General features: G+C 63.0%; 11 protein-coding genes. 5 read left to right on the top strand and 6 right to left on the bottom strand.

The window, feature by feature from the left end; genetic code table 11:
- Window positions 1-118: 118 nt before the first annotated feature.
- Window positions 119-1219 (bottom strand): Bug family tripartite tricarboxylate transporter substrate binding protein, encoded by a 1101-nt coding sequence (locus GPJ75_RS15745; protein ID WP_163269259.1) that lies wholly within the window; start codon window positions 1217-1219, stop codon window positions 119-121.
- 175 nt (window positions 1220-1394) lie between these two features.
- On the opposite strand from GPJ75_RS15745, the gene GPJ75_RS15740 reads away from it, so the two are divergent.
- From GPJ75_RS15740 to GPJ75_RS15725, 4 genes are all read left to right on the top strand, one after another.
- The gene (locus GPJ75_RS15740) at window positions 1395-2312 is read left to right on the top strand and encodes a LysR family transcriptional regulator (RefSeq protein WP_163269258.1); all 918 of its coding nucleotides are present in this window, start codon (window positions 1395-1397) and stop codon (window positions 2310-2312) included.
- Window positions 2313-2397: 85 nt separating this feature from the next.
- Window positions 2398-3201 (top strand): endonuclease/exonuclease/phosphatase family protein, encoded by an 804-nt coding sequence (locus GPJ75_RS15735; RefSeq protein ID WP_163269257.1) that lies wholly within the window; start codon window positions 2398-2400, stop codon window positions 3199-3201.
- 217 nt (window positions 3202-3418) lie between these two features.
- A complete protein-coding gene (locus tag GPJ75_RS15730; protein ID WP_163269256.1) occupies window positions 3419-4156 on the top strand; it encodes a polyamine aminopropyltransferase in 738 nt (245 codons plus the stop codon).
- Window positions 4153-4827, top strand: coding sequence for a class I SAM-dependent methyltransferase (locus tag GPJ75_RS15725; protein ID WP_163269255.1), 675 nt, complete (start codon window positions 4153-4155; stop codon window positions 4825-4827). Before GPJ75_RS15730 ends, GPJ75_RS15725 begins: the two co-directional genes overlap by 4 nt.
- An 11-nt stretch (window positions 4828-4838) precedes the next feature.
- Here the strand turns inward: GPJ75_RS15725 and GPJ75_RS15720 are convergent, their stop codons facing one another.
- Genes GPJ75_RS15720 through GPJ75_RS15705 form a run of 4 tightly spaced genes read right to left on the bottom strand, consistent with a single transcriptional unit; the run spans window position 4839 to window position 8359 of the window.
- Complete coding sequence (locus tag GPJ75_RS15720; RefSeq protein ID WP_163269254.1) at window positions 4839-5966, bottom strand: sulfotransferase family protein; 1128 nt, start codon at window positions 5964-5966, stop codon at window positions 4839-4841.
- On the bottom strand, window positions 5963-6682 hold the full coding sequence (locus GPJ75_RS15715; RefSeq protein ID WP_163269253.1) for a hypothetical protein: 720 nt from the start codon (window positions 6680-6682) through the stop codon (window positions 5963-5965). Before GPJ75_RS15715 ends, GPJ75_RS15720 begins: the two co-directional genes overlap by 4 nt.
- A gap of 10 nt (window positions 6683-6692) precedes the next feature.
- On the bottom strand, window positions 6693-6953 hold the full coding sequence (locus tag GPJ75_RS15710) for a hypothetical protein (protein ID WP_205602547.1): 261 nt from the start codon (window positions 6951-6953) through the stop codon (window positions 6693-6695).
- A gap of 17 nt (window positions 6954-6970) precedes the next feature.
- Window positions 6971-8359, bottom strand: coding sequence for an arylsulfotransferase family protein (locus GPJ75_RS15705; protein ID WP_163269252.1), 1389 nt, complete (start codon window positions 8357-8359; stop codon window positions 6971-6973).
- Between the two features lie 510 nt (window positions 8360-8869).
- Between GPJ75_RS15705 and GPJ75_RS15700 the strand changes: the two genes are divergently transcribed.
- On the top strand, window positions 8870-10465 hold the full coding sequence (locus GPJ75_RS15700; RefSeq protein ID WP_163269251.1) for an OpgD/OpgG family glucan biosynthesis protein: 1596 nt from the start codon (window positions 8870-8872) through the stop codon (window positions 10463-10465).
- 39 nt (window positions 10466-10504) lie between these two features.
- Here the strand turns inward: GPJ75_RS15700 and GPJ75_RS15695 are convergent, their stop codons facing one another.
- The gene (locus GPJ75_RS15695; protein ID WP_163269337.1) at window positions 10505-11476 is read right to left on the bottom strand and encodes a glycoside hydrolase family 25 protein; all 972 of its coding nucleotides are present in this window, start codon (window positions 11474-11476) and stop codon (window positions 10505-10507) included.
- Between the last annotated feature and the right edge of the window lie 170 nt (window positions 11477-11646).

Here is an 11646-nt window from a genome sequence, read left to right as displayed (position 1 = left end):
TCCGTGCGGCGCGGCGTGCCGGGCGGCAAGGTCCCAGCGGCGCGGCCGGCCCGGCATGGGCCAGTGAAAATCCTTGCCGGAGGCGCTGTCAGTTCGGGCAGCGCCTCCGCCGGTTCGGCTAGAAGCGGACGTTGTGGTTCTCCGTCAGGTACTGACGGACCCACTCGCGAGCCTTAGGGTCGATCGATGTGGCGACCTCGTAGAGGCCTGCCACATCCTCGCCCACCGCTTGCTGGTATTCGCCGAGAACGTCGCCCTTGTTTGCCTGCAGGTCGGGGTCGGCCACCGCATCGGCGAAGGCCTTTCGGTAGGCGGCGACGATCTCCGGCGGCGTGCCCTCGGGCAGCATGGCCGGCTTCTGCGCCGCGAACCCGGAACCGAAGAAGGCCTTGTAGGCGTCGAACTCAACGCCGGACGGCTTCGAGCCGTGCATCATCTCGTAAGCCTCGACGAAATGCGGCAGGTCGGGGAAGGTCGGGTCGCGCTGCACATTACCCTGGCCATCCAGCACGCCCCAGGAGAAGAGCGGCACCGCATCGCCCGCCTCGACGAGAGGCACGACATTGGTGAGGTAGGCGGACGACGTCTGGTAGTCGATCGTCGCCTCGCCGCGCTCGAAGGCGAGCCTGCCGTCGCCGCGGCCCGTCATGCCGAAGACGTGGCGCACGTTCAGGCCCATCACCAGGAAGGCAAGCATCGGCACCAGGTCGAGCGAGGTGGCGCCCTGGCTCGCATAGACGAGTTCGCGGTCGGTAAGCTGCCCGAGCTGCGCGGCATCCTCGACGCCGAAGCTCGCGGGGATGTAGACGACGCCGCCCGTCGGCGATACCAGCGCGGGCTGGAGCTTGGCGTAGTCGTACTGGACGCGCGGGTCGCCCAGGAGGAACGGGAACTGGGTCGAGCCGGAGGTGCCGAGCAGTGACAGCCCGTCGGGCTGCGCGCGGGCGACGAATTCGTTGGTGCCAGTGATGGAGCCGCCGCCGGGAACGTTGCGCACGATCACGTTGGGGCCGCCGGGAAGATGGCGCCCCAGATAAGGAGCATAGAAGCGCGCCCAAACGTCGGAGCCGCCGCCCTCGGAGAAGGGGATGGTCCATTCGATCGTTTGGCCGGCGAAGTTGACACCTTCCTGGGCCCGAGCCCTCGCGAGACCGAAGGCTGATGCAGTTGCCGCGACGGAGCCGGCTGCGATGAAATGACGGCGGTTGATACGGGTCATGGTCCTTTCCTCCCAGGATGTTGACGGTGAGTTTTTGTATACAATTGTGCTCTAAATCCCAGGCGAGATAAGCCGCGCTCGACTGGGCTTTGCCTCCGGTCGCACCTCCTATTGCCTGATGGTGGCTCTTGAGGTTTAATATGTGAAATAGAAATTTTACGCCTATTGATAACGAATGAACATCAATTGCGACATCCTCGACCTCCGCGCCTTCATCGCCGTGATGGAGCTTGGCCATTTCCATCGCGCCGCGGACGCGCTTGCCCTGTCGCAGCCTGCCCTGTCGCGCCGTATCCAGAAGCTTGAGCAGACGATCGGCGCGCAGCTTTTCAACCGCACGACGCGCAACGTGGAACCAACAGCGGTGGGCCGGGAGATGCTGCCGCTCGTCCGCCGGCTGATCGACGAGTTCGACCAGTCGCTGTTTTCGTTCCGCGACGTTGGCTTGCGGCGTGGCGGGCTGGTCACCATGGCCTGCCTGCCGACGGCCGCCTTCTACTTCCTGCCCGCCGTCATCAAGCGTTTCCGGCTCGAGTTCCCCAACATCCGCTTTCGCATCATGGACCTGAGTGCCAATGACGGGCTCGCCGCCGTCTCGCGCGGGGAGGTGGAGTTCGGCATCAACCTCATGGGCGCCTCCAGCTCGGAGCTGCAGTTCACGCCGTTGTGCGAGGACCCCTTCGTTCTGGCGACCCATCGCGAACATCCGCTCGCTACGCTGCCGCTGGTGCGCTGGAGCGACCTGGAAGGGCATGCGCTGATCACCGTCGGGCGGACGAGCGGCAACCGCACGCTGCTCGATTCGGCGCTGGCCAGGGCCAACGTCCACATCCGCTGGACCTACGAGACCACGCATCTGTCCACCTCGCTCGGGCTGGTCGAGGCGGGGATCGGCGTCTCCGTTCTGCCGCGTATGGCCACGCCGCCGGACGATCACCCGATCATTGTCGTCAGGCCGCTGACGGATCCCTCCGTCACCCGCACAATCGGCATCGTGCACCGCCGTGGCACCACGCTCTCCCCGACGGCCCAGCGCTTCGTGGATATGCTCGTCAGCGAATGGCAGCAGCCGCGCGAGGCGGCTCAGGCATAGTGACGAGAACTGACTGCATGCCTTTGATTTTGCTTTTATTGCGGCTATCGTCGGCGCGCTTCGTCTCGGTTGCGAGGGTCTATATTTGCGCCTGATGTGCCTGAACGGGTGGGGCGGGAAGCTCCACGATCAATTGATCCCGTACCTGAAAGCATCGGACCCCGATGTCCTGTGTCTCCAGGAGGTCGTTCACACGCCGACCGCCGACCGCACCTGGTTAACCTACTGGCATGACGGCGTCGAACTTCCGCAGCGGGCGAATTTCTTCCTCGAAACATGTCGCGCCCTTCCCGACCATGCCGCTGTTTTCTGCCCTGCCGCGCAGGGAGACCTTTGGGACGGCAAAACGCGCTATGATTCCCAATGGGGCCTCGCGACATTCGTGCGCAAGTCGATCCCGATCATTGGCCAGAAGCAGGGATTCGTGCATGGCGAATTCTCGGCCAACGGATATGGCGACCATCCTCGCCCACGGAGCGCACACGCGGTCAGGCTTTTCGACTTCGACAGGGGGCATCCGGTCGTCATCGCACATATGCATGGGCTAAGGGATCTTGACGGCAAGCATGATACCGCGGCGCGCCTGGCCCAGGCGCAAAGGCTGGCGGACCTGGCCCAGTCTATCGCCCAGGACGGCGATCGTATGATCGTCTGCGGCGACTTCAATGTGCTTCCCGAAAGTGGGACCTTCGACATCCTGCGCGCAATCGGCCTTGCCGACCTGGTGACGACGCGCGGGTTCGAAGGCACCAGAACGTCTCACTACCGGAAATCCGGGCGATACGCGGACTACATGCTGGTCAATGCTGCGGTGAACGTTCTGTCTTTCGATGTGATCAGGGAACCGGAGGTTTCGGACCATTGCCCGCTGGTTCTTGACTTCCATTAGAGCAATTCCAGGAAAAGTGGAAACCGGTTTTCCGTCCGAAATTGCGTAAAATCAAAATGTTAGACCACTTTATTGTTTCCATGGAACGGTGGAATGATCTAGCGGGGACGCTCCGCCGTTGCCCCTGGCCTTTGCGTTCGAAGCATCGACAAGCGGCCCATTCCCATTCATTGTCGCCCGGCTGTCCGGCCGCCCGGAGAGGTCAACGGAGCGCGCCATGAGCTTTTTGTTCGAGGAACTGGACTACCGCCCCACGCCGATCGGGGCGCTGAGCCTTCGGCGTCGGCATGTGTTGTCGCTCGGCGTCGATGTGTTCGAGATCAAGCTCGGCGAAGAGCATCTCATGTCCAGCATGTTCACCGCGTCGGAGATCGCGCTGGCCCGGCTCGGCCTTGCGGTGCTTGAAGGCGCCGGCCTCGATGTGGTCGTCGGCGGGCTTGGTCTTGGCTATACGGCGCAGGCGGTTCTGGAGCACGACACAGCCCGTTCGCTGATCGTGGTGGAGATGCTGGACGCGGTGATCGACTGGCATCGGGAGGGGTTGCTGCCGCTTGGTCCCGGGCTCGTCGCAGACGGGCGCTGCCGTCTGGTTCAAGGCGATTTCTTCGCCATGGCCGGCGGCAAGGGCGGGTTCGATCCGGATGCACCTGGGCGCCGCTTCGACGCGGTTCTCCTCGATATAGACCACTCGCCCGATGCCCTGCTCGATGACCGCAGCACCGGCTTCTACCGGCCGGAAGGGCTCCACGCGCTTGCCGCCCACATCAAGCCTGGTGGCGTCTTCGGCCTCTGGTCGAACGAGGAGCCAGACCCGTCTTTCGTCGACCGGTTGGGAAGCGTCTTCGCCGAAGCCTGGGCGGAGCCGGTGACTTTTCATAATCCGCTGCAGGACCGCCCCTTCACGCAGACGGTCTATCTTGCCCGTACCGGCGGCGCATCCGACGGGGCGGCATGACGGCAGGGGCGGTGGGGTCGGCAATTCTTGACGCCTGTCCGGTGTGCCGCGCGCCGGCGCCGCGGCCGTTCCTGTCGTTGGAGGGCAGAGACTATTGGCGGTGCGCGATCTGTGAGGCGCGTTTTCTCGACCCGCGCTATTATCCCTCACGTGAAGCGGAGCGCGCCCACTACCTGCATCACGAGAACCGCCCCGACGACCCCCAATACCGCCGGTTTCTGTCGAAGATCGCCGATCCGCTGATGGAGCGGCTGGAACCGGGTGCGAGAGGGCTCGATTATGGCTGCGGTCCGGGTCCGGCATTGGCGGCGATGCTGAAGGAAGCCGGTCACCCCATGGCGCTCTACGACCCGTTCTTTCATCCCGATCCAGCAGTGCTGAACTGGGTGTACGATTTCGTCACGTGCACCGAGACCGCCGAGCATTTCCATCACCCGGCAGAAGAGTTCGACCGGCTTGGCGGCCTGCTTCGGCCGGGAGGATGGCTGGCGATCATGACCTGTTTCCAGACCGAGGATGAGCGGTTCGCCGACTGGCGCTACAGGAGGGATCCCACCCACGTCGTCTTCTATCGGGAGGCAACGATGCGCTTCATCGCCGGGAGCCGGGGATGGGCCTGCGAGGTGCCCGCCAAGGACGTGGCGCTGATGCGCAAGCCGCCCGAAGCCTGAGAGCGGCCCCGTCAGCCATACCCGAACAGCCGAGCCACCGTGCCGGTGCGGTCGCTTATCGCCTGCCGCTCGGCCTCCGTGAACGACGGTTCGTAATAGGTCGGGGCGCTGATGGTTGCGCGGGCGGTCTCGACCAGGCCGTCATCCGCCAGTGCGCAGTGCTCCAGGATAGCGGCAAGCGTGGCGCCGGGGTCGCCGCACAGGTCTTCATAGCGAACGACGAGCGTGGCCGCGGCCAATTCCGGATCATCGAGTTGGCTTGCGACATGACCGTAGACCGAGGCCCAATGGGCGGCCCAGCCTGCGACCTCGTCGCCGTCTTCCCACAGTTGCGCAATCTCGGCTGCCGCCCGGCCGTCGCCGATATTGGAGGGTCTGCGGTCGAGCCCGAATTCGAAATGTCCGCTGCGGCACATGTGGGTGCGCACGCGCGGGTCCTCGCTTTCCCACGCGGCGAAGAGCCGGTGCTGCTTCATCAGCGAGGCGATGTGCCAGACGGGGTCGCGGATCGGGACGAGGAAGCGGGCGTCGGGAAAGAGCTTTTTCAGGTAGCCCAGGCGGGCGACGTTGTAGTTGCCCTTGGAGAGATAGCGCGAGGCCCCGCGCAGGGCGAGGAGCTTGCGGATGTGGTCGCGGTAAAAGGTTTCGAAATGTGGGTGGTGTGCGTTTTTGTCGAACGTCGTTTGTGTCGAGGCATCATGCAGATTCCGGAAGAAGGCCATCCAGATGACCTCCTCGAAGGCCTCGGGGCTTTCCGGTGTCACCTTGATCCGATCGCGATGCGCGCGTTCCGCCGCTTCCGGCTGCCGGTTGCCGGCACGGTCGACGAACCAGTTCCACAGCCATGGCGTGAGGACGAGCGGAAAATCGCGGTAGCGGTGGCTCGCCGTATCGGGATGGCGGGCGAGCAACTCGAGCAGGATGGTGCTGCCCGAACGGGCGAGGCCGGCGATGTAGATCGGCCGGTCCACCGTCACCTTCTCGATCCGATCATTGAGGGCGCGCGTCTCCTGGTTCCCGAGCCCGATCCAGAAACGGGGGTAGCGCTCGAGAAGACCGCCGAACCTGTGCGTCCACGGGTCGATCTCGGGGGGAGGGGATTTGCCCTGTGGCCTCACTGCGTGCGCGGCCGTCGTCATGTGATCCGCCGGGCGGACTTGTATGCCAAGGCGAAGGCGATCATCGCGGCAAAGAAGGTCACCTCCCATCCCCGCAGCCACGATGGACCGAAGGGGAGAATCTGCCGGCGCGGCAACGCGATGTCGATCTGGTCGAACGGAAGGGCGTCGTCGAGGTAGCCGGCCGGATTGCCGATAAGGATATTCCACCACAGCCGCTTGTGGATCACCGGCACCGGCTCGAGGACGGCGATATCGGCCACCGAACGGCCGTCGCGGTCCATTACCTGGGCGCGCGGTGTGCCGACGTCCGCACCGACCCAACGTCCCTCGAAGCCGCCGGGCACGGAGACCCTCACCGGCTCATTGGCCGGCGGATAAGTGGCGCCGTATTGGGTGGAGATCCATACGATGACGACGAGCAAGGGCAGGGAAGCGGCGATGGTGGCGGGAAAGACCAGCATGATGCGGCGCAGGGCCAGCGACATCATTCTTCGCATATCCGGCCATACGTCCTCGAATTCCCCGTCGAACCCGGCGACACGGCGTCTCATCTCCTCGAACGATCGCTTGATCTGCACGATCCGCGACTGCGGCGACAGGAGGCGGTAGATCTCCATGGATAGGACCGCGCCCAAGGCCGCCCACACGAGCAGCCTTGCCGCCGGCGGGAGGACCGGGCTCAGCCAGCCATCGATCGCCGAAAGGGTCGACGAAGGCAGATCCAATAGACCCATGGATTTGGCCTCAACGGCTCTGTTTGTCCGCAGGGGCCTGGTGTGTCGCTTCCATATGCCGGGCGCCCGCGTTGTCAGCCGCGCGGCGCCGGCGCAGCATCCGGCGTACCGGCCAGGCGACAATGAAAATCAGGACGGTGCCGACGGCCGCGATCAGCGCCCAGAGTGCGCCCAAAAGGCTCAGTCCGGCGCCGGGGCCGACATAGGCGAGGGCTGCCGTCGGCACGAGTGCGGCGAGCGCAAAGGAAATCAATGCCGCAAATTTCTTCATGGAGAGGCCTCCGTTTGTTATTGGGTCAACTGCTGCCGGGGTTGCAGCAGCGAGGGGTCCAGGCTGTCGGGATCCAGCCGCTCGGTCCATGCCATGATGGGGATCCGGTCGCCGTCCGGTCCGCCGCGGACGGGGTTCACGAATTCCCAGGCGATCTCGCCATCCGGAGTTACCTCGACGATGCGGCCGCCGTCCGATTCGGTGATCAGCGTGTTGCCGTTCGCCAGCCGCTGCTGGTCGGAGCGGATGGTGCTGGCGAGCGGAGATTGGGCTGTACCGGCGTATTCCCACAGGATTTCCTTGGTCTTCGGATCGAACTCGATCACGCGGGAAATGCCGTTCGGGCGGTTAAAGTTCCCGTAGTTGTCGAACAAGAGAATGTTGCCGTTGGGAAGGACGTCGGGATCGTGCTGCCCGAGCCACGGCCCTATGGTCGCCCAGGTAACCTCTTCCGTCTCAGGATCGAGCACGGCGATTGTATTGATTTCCCGGAACGAAAGCATGATCTGCCCCTCCTCGCCGAAGGGGAAATTGGCCGCTGCTTCGTCACCGATATATTCCACCGTGTTGGCGTGGGTGGGGTCGGCGAGCCCCCAACTGGAAATGGTGTAGAGAAGCTGCCGGAACTCCGAGTCGGCCAACGCGGTAAAGAGCCGGATCTTCTTCAGCTCCTTACCCTCCGGCGAAAGGATGACCAGGAAATCTTCCAGCCGCGGCTTGGCGATATGCGCAAATCCATCGATCTCGTCCTCGATGAATTCGTGCGTAAGCACGTAAATCGTGCCGTCCGGGCCGATGTCGAACTGATGATGGGCGCGGCCGGGATAGCTCCAGATCACTTGTGAATCCCGGTCGAGCTTGACGACGCCATAGCCATAGGGCGTGTCGCCGGCCCCTTCGTAGATGGCGACGACATCGCCATTGGGAAAGACATGGGCCCGACGGATATAGACATGCGAATCGGGCTGCGGCTCCTTCATCCAGCCGGCGTCCGGGTCTGCCGACCAGATCTCGCTGAACTGCTTCGTCCAGGAATGCAGCACGTTCCCGTCCGCATCGATCAGGTAGACCGTAGGCTCGCTCCCCGACATGTAGAGGGTCGGCCCTTCCTGCATCAGGTGTTCGCGCTTGACGGTGACGCCCTTGTCCTTGCGGCGCTCGGGATACCATAGGTCGGTGCCATAGACGTCCTTGGTCTGGTTGTACCTGGCGTAAAGCGCCTTGCCCCCTTCAAGGGCACGCGAGATCTGAGGCCCGGGGAAGTATTCTGCTACAGTCAGGAGCGATCCGACGAGGAAGATCAGTATGCCGAGGGCGGCGACGAATGCCGCGTAGAACAACTTGTCGGAGCGCGTATGCGCGCCGCCGACATCCACCTGCTTTTGCTTCGGATCGTGAATATTCATCGTATGACCGTGGACTCCGAGAAAGACTGCCGGTCTGTGCGCAGGGCACCAGAAGAGCGGCCCGGCGCCACGTTCCAGCGTCGCGCCGAACCCTAGCCCGGGCGATACATGGCAAATCGATCCCACCAGAATGTGGCTTCAATTCGATGGTGAAACGATCGGAATTCAAACATTCATTCAGGCGGTAACAGTTATCGATTAGGAGGGAGAGACGCTCTTAGTGTGCTTTCTAAAAATTCTTTTTCTTCCATAAAATATCTTCTTTCAAATTGATATCACTCGATAAAGCTATACAGAAATTCGTACAATTACACTAAAAAACCAATTGTGAACTCCGAAATATTGACATCGACTTGATGCCCGGTTGCATTTTCGGAGCGAGGGGAGCAGGCCCGGCCGTCATGGCTTCAATCGGCGTGTTAACGACCTTATTGCAAATTTATGAGGTCAGCCGGAACCTCTCCACTATTTGCTCGCTTGTGAGCAGCCAAACCGGGTGAGGGGTAGGTGATGCACCGGAGGATCCTGTTGTTGAGCGCCGTGGCCGGCATTCTGTCGAGCCCTTCGACCGTGTTGAAGACCTCCGGGGCGCTGGCTGCTGAAGGGGCATCGGCGACCGGCGATGACGCCGTCCCCTTTTCGTTCGATATGCTGAGTGAGGCGATGGAGGCGCGGGCCGCCGAGCCCTACCAGGCGCCAAACGCCGATCTGCCCAAGATAATTGCCGATCTCACCTACGACCAGCATCGCGCCATCCGCTATCGGCCTGAACGGGCCGTATGGAAAGGCGAGGCGCCGTTCGAACTGCAGGCATTTCATATGGGCTGGCTGTTCAAGGAGCCGGTGAACCTTCATGTGGTGGAAGGCGGTGCTGCCAGACCCCTGGTGTTCAGCGGAGATGATTTCGAGTATCGGCCCCCGCTCGAGGCGGACCGTTTCAAGGACATCTCCATGCCGGGCGTTGCCGGCTTCCGGCTGCACCACCCGCTCAACGATCCCGAGATCATGGACGAGCTCGTCACCTTTCTGGGTGCGAGCTATTTTCGCGCGCTCGGACGCGGCAATCTCTACGGCCTGTCGGCGCGGGGAATCGCGGTCGATACCGCCACGGCGACAGGCGAGGAGTTCCCCCGCTTTACGGATTTCTACATCGAGCGTCCGGGCGAACGCGACAAGGACGTCACGCTCTACGCCGCACTCGACGGGCCCAGCGTGACGGGCGCCTACGCCTTTCGCATCACGCCCGGCGAGGACACGCAAATGGAGGTGACGACGCGACTTTACATGCGCAGCAAGGTCGAGCGGCTCGGCATCGCCCCGATGACATCCATGTTCTTTTTCGGCGAAAACAACAATCGGGCTTTCGACGACTACCGTACGGAAGTCCACGACAGCGACGGGCTGAAGATCGTGCGCACCGACGGGGAAGAGATCTGGCGCAGCCTCAACAACCCCTCCGTGCTCGCCAATTCCTTCTTTGAGGAGGAGAACCCGGAGGCCTTCGGTCTCTTCCAGAGGGACCGGAATTTCGAGGATTATCAGGACGGCGGAGCCGCCTATCACAGGCGTCCCTCATTGCTGGTGGAGCCGCTTGGCGAGTGGGGCAAGGGGTTCGTCCATCTCATCGAGATCCCGACCGACCTCGAAATCAACGACAACATCGTTGCCTATTGGGTCCCGGAAGGTGAGATCACGCGCGGCCAGAGGCTGGAGTTCAGCTACCGGCTGACCTGGGGCGCGATCAGCGAGCGGTCGGACACGACGGCTCGTGTCCTCGGCGTGCGGACCGGTATCGGCGGCGTCTCCGTCCTCGAGGAGGACAAGGTCGACAAAGCCGTGCGAAAGTTCGTGGTCGACTTTAGGGGGGACATCCTGCGGAAGTTTTCCGGCGAGCCCGGCATCTCGGCGAGCATCGGTGTCGGCGGCGGCAAGATCGAGCATTCCACCATCTCGTCTGTCCAGGACGACACATGGCGCCTTGCCGTCGACGTCCGGCCGGACGGCGGTGATCCGGTCGAGATCAGCGCCTTCCTGACGAGTGGGGACCGCCGTCTCTCGGAGACCTGGATGTATCAATGGAGAAGGGGTGACGGAAGCCCGTCATGAAGCGCAGGGGCGCGTATCGTTCACCGTTTCCCGGAATGCTCAGCCCGCGTGTGCGGCTACCCATCGATGCCACTCGTCTTCGCTGCCATGGAACACGTTGAGATCGATCCTGCCGTCGACGCCGTGTGAGAGGCCGGAGCCTGAATATTGCCAGAACACCCATTTCCGGTCCGGGTAGACCTTGGAGGGGGGCTCTGCCACGGAGCGAAGCCAGAACGGATAGTCGAGGAACGCGCCTTGCAGGTTGTCGCGGTAGAAGTCCGGGGCGGTGTAGATGACCGGGCGCTGGCCGTAGTGCCTTTCCAGCTTGTTCATGAAGACCTGCATCTTCTCCAGGACCAGGCTGCGCGACGGACGCTTCTTGCAACTGGACGTGTGGTTCCACTCGACGTCGATGACCGGCGGCAGGGCACCCTCCACCTTCGGCACGTTGCGGATGAACCAGTCGGCCTGTTCGCCGGCCGTCCGGCACCAATAGAAGAAATGGTAGGCGCCGCGCCGCAAGCCGGCCTCGGCGGCGGCGCGCCAGTTCTTCTTGAACATCGGGTCGAGATGGTCGCCGCCATCCGTCGCCTTGATATAGGCGAAGTTCGCGCCTTGCGTGCGCAGCTTGGCCCAATCGATCTCGCCTTGCCAGCGTGAGACGTCGACGCCGTGGACGGCCAGTGACGAGGGCGAGGCGGAGCCGAAGTTTATGGGCTTGGCATCGCGAAAGCGCTGCCTGTAGATCTGCCCGCGCACGAAGGGCTTCGGCGGGCTTGCAAGGGCGACCGTCAGCCCTTCGGGTTTGGGGTCCGATGGCACCATCGCCATCATCTGTTGCAGTTCTCCCCCCTCCGAAGGTGCTGAACCGATCTCTACCGGTGGTACCAGATTGTCCGGCCTTGTGACGGAACTCGTCGTCTCCTGCGACGGCCGCGCGAGAAGCTCCTCCACGCTCGGGCCGTTGGAGGTGCAGCCGACAAAAGCAATGCAGGCGGAGAGAATAGCTGGCAAGCCTCGGAAACGCATGGTCACCTGTACGCAGAACAAAAACGGATCGACGGCAAAGCCGGGCATCCCTTGCGTGCATTGCTAACGGTAAATTACCAAAAAAGACTGAATGCGATCTTTAACCTTATGGAAGGACAAGGCGCGGGCGTGTCGCGGAGGCCCGCCCTGCCTCGTCTTGCCCTCAATTC

Source organism: Chelativorans alearensis (genome assembly GCF_010993735.1).
Lineage (GTDB): Bacteria > Pseudomonadota > Alphaproteobacteria > Rhizobiales > Rhizobiaceae > Chelativorans > Chelativorans alearense.
The sequence above is the reverse complement of the archived record's forward strand: the minus strand, read 5'-3'. Positions and strand labels throughout refer to the sequence as shown.

Excerpts from the sequence above, each read along its gene's own strand:
- GPJ75_RS15745 (WP_163269259.1), bottom strand. The coding sequence starts at position 1,219 with ATGACCCGTATCAACCGCCGTCATTTCATCGCAGCCGGCTCCGTCGCG.
- GPJ75_RS15740 (WP_163269258.1), top strand. The coding sequence starts at position 1,395 with ATGAACATCAATTGCGACATCCTCGACCTCCGCGCCTTCATCGCCGTG.
- GPJ75_RS15730 (WP_163269256.1), top strand. The coding sequence starts at position 3,419 with ATGAGCTTTTTGTTCGAGGAACTGGACTACCGCCCCACGCCGATCGGG.
- GPJ75_RS15725 (WP_163269255.1), top strand. The coding sequence starts at position 4,153 with ATGACGGCAGGGGCGGTGGGGTCGGCAATTCTTGACGCCTGTCCGGTG.
- GPJ75_RS15720 (WP_163269254.1), bottom strand. The coding sequence starts at position 5,966 with ATGACGACGGCCGCGCACGCAGTGAGGCCACAGGGCAAATCCCCTCCC.
- GPJ75_RS15715 (WP_163269253.1), bottom strand. The coding sequence starts at position 6,682 with ATGGGTCTATTGGATCTGCCTTCGTCGACCCTTTCGGCGATCGATGGC.
- GPJ75_RS15710 (WP_205602547.1), bottom strand. The coding sequence starts at position 6,953 with ATGAAGAAATTTGCGGCATTGATTTCCTTTGCGCTCGCCGCACTCGTG.
- GPJ75_RS15705 (WP_163269252.1), bottom strand. The coding sequence starts at position 8,359 with ATGAATATTCACGATCCGAAGCAAAAGCAGGTGGATGTCGGCGGCGCG.
- GPJ75_RS15700 (WP_163269251.1), top strand. The coding sequence starts at position 8,870 with ATGCACCGGAGGATCCTGTTGTTGAGCGCCGTGGCCGGCATTCTGTCG.
- GPJ75_RS15695 (WP_163269337.1), bottom strand. The coding sequence starts at position 11,476 with ATGCGTTTCCGAGGCTTGCCAGCTATTCTCTCCGCCTGCATTGCTTTT.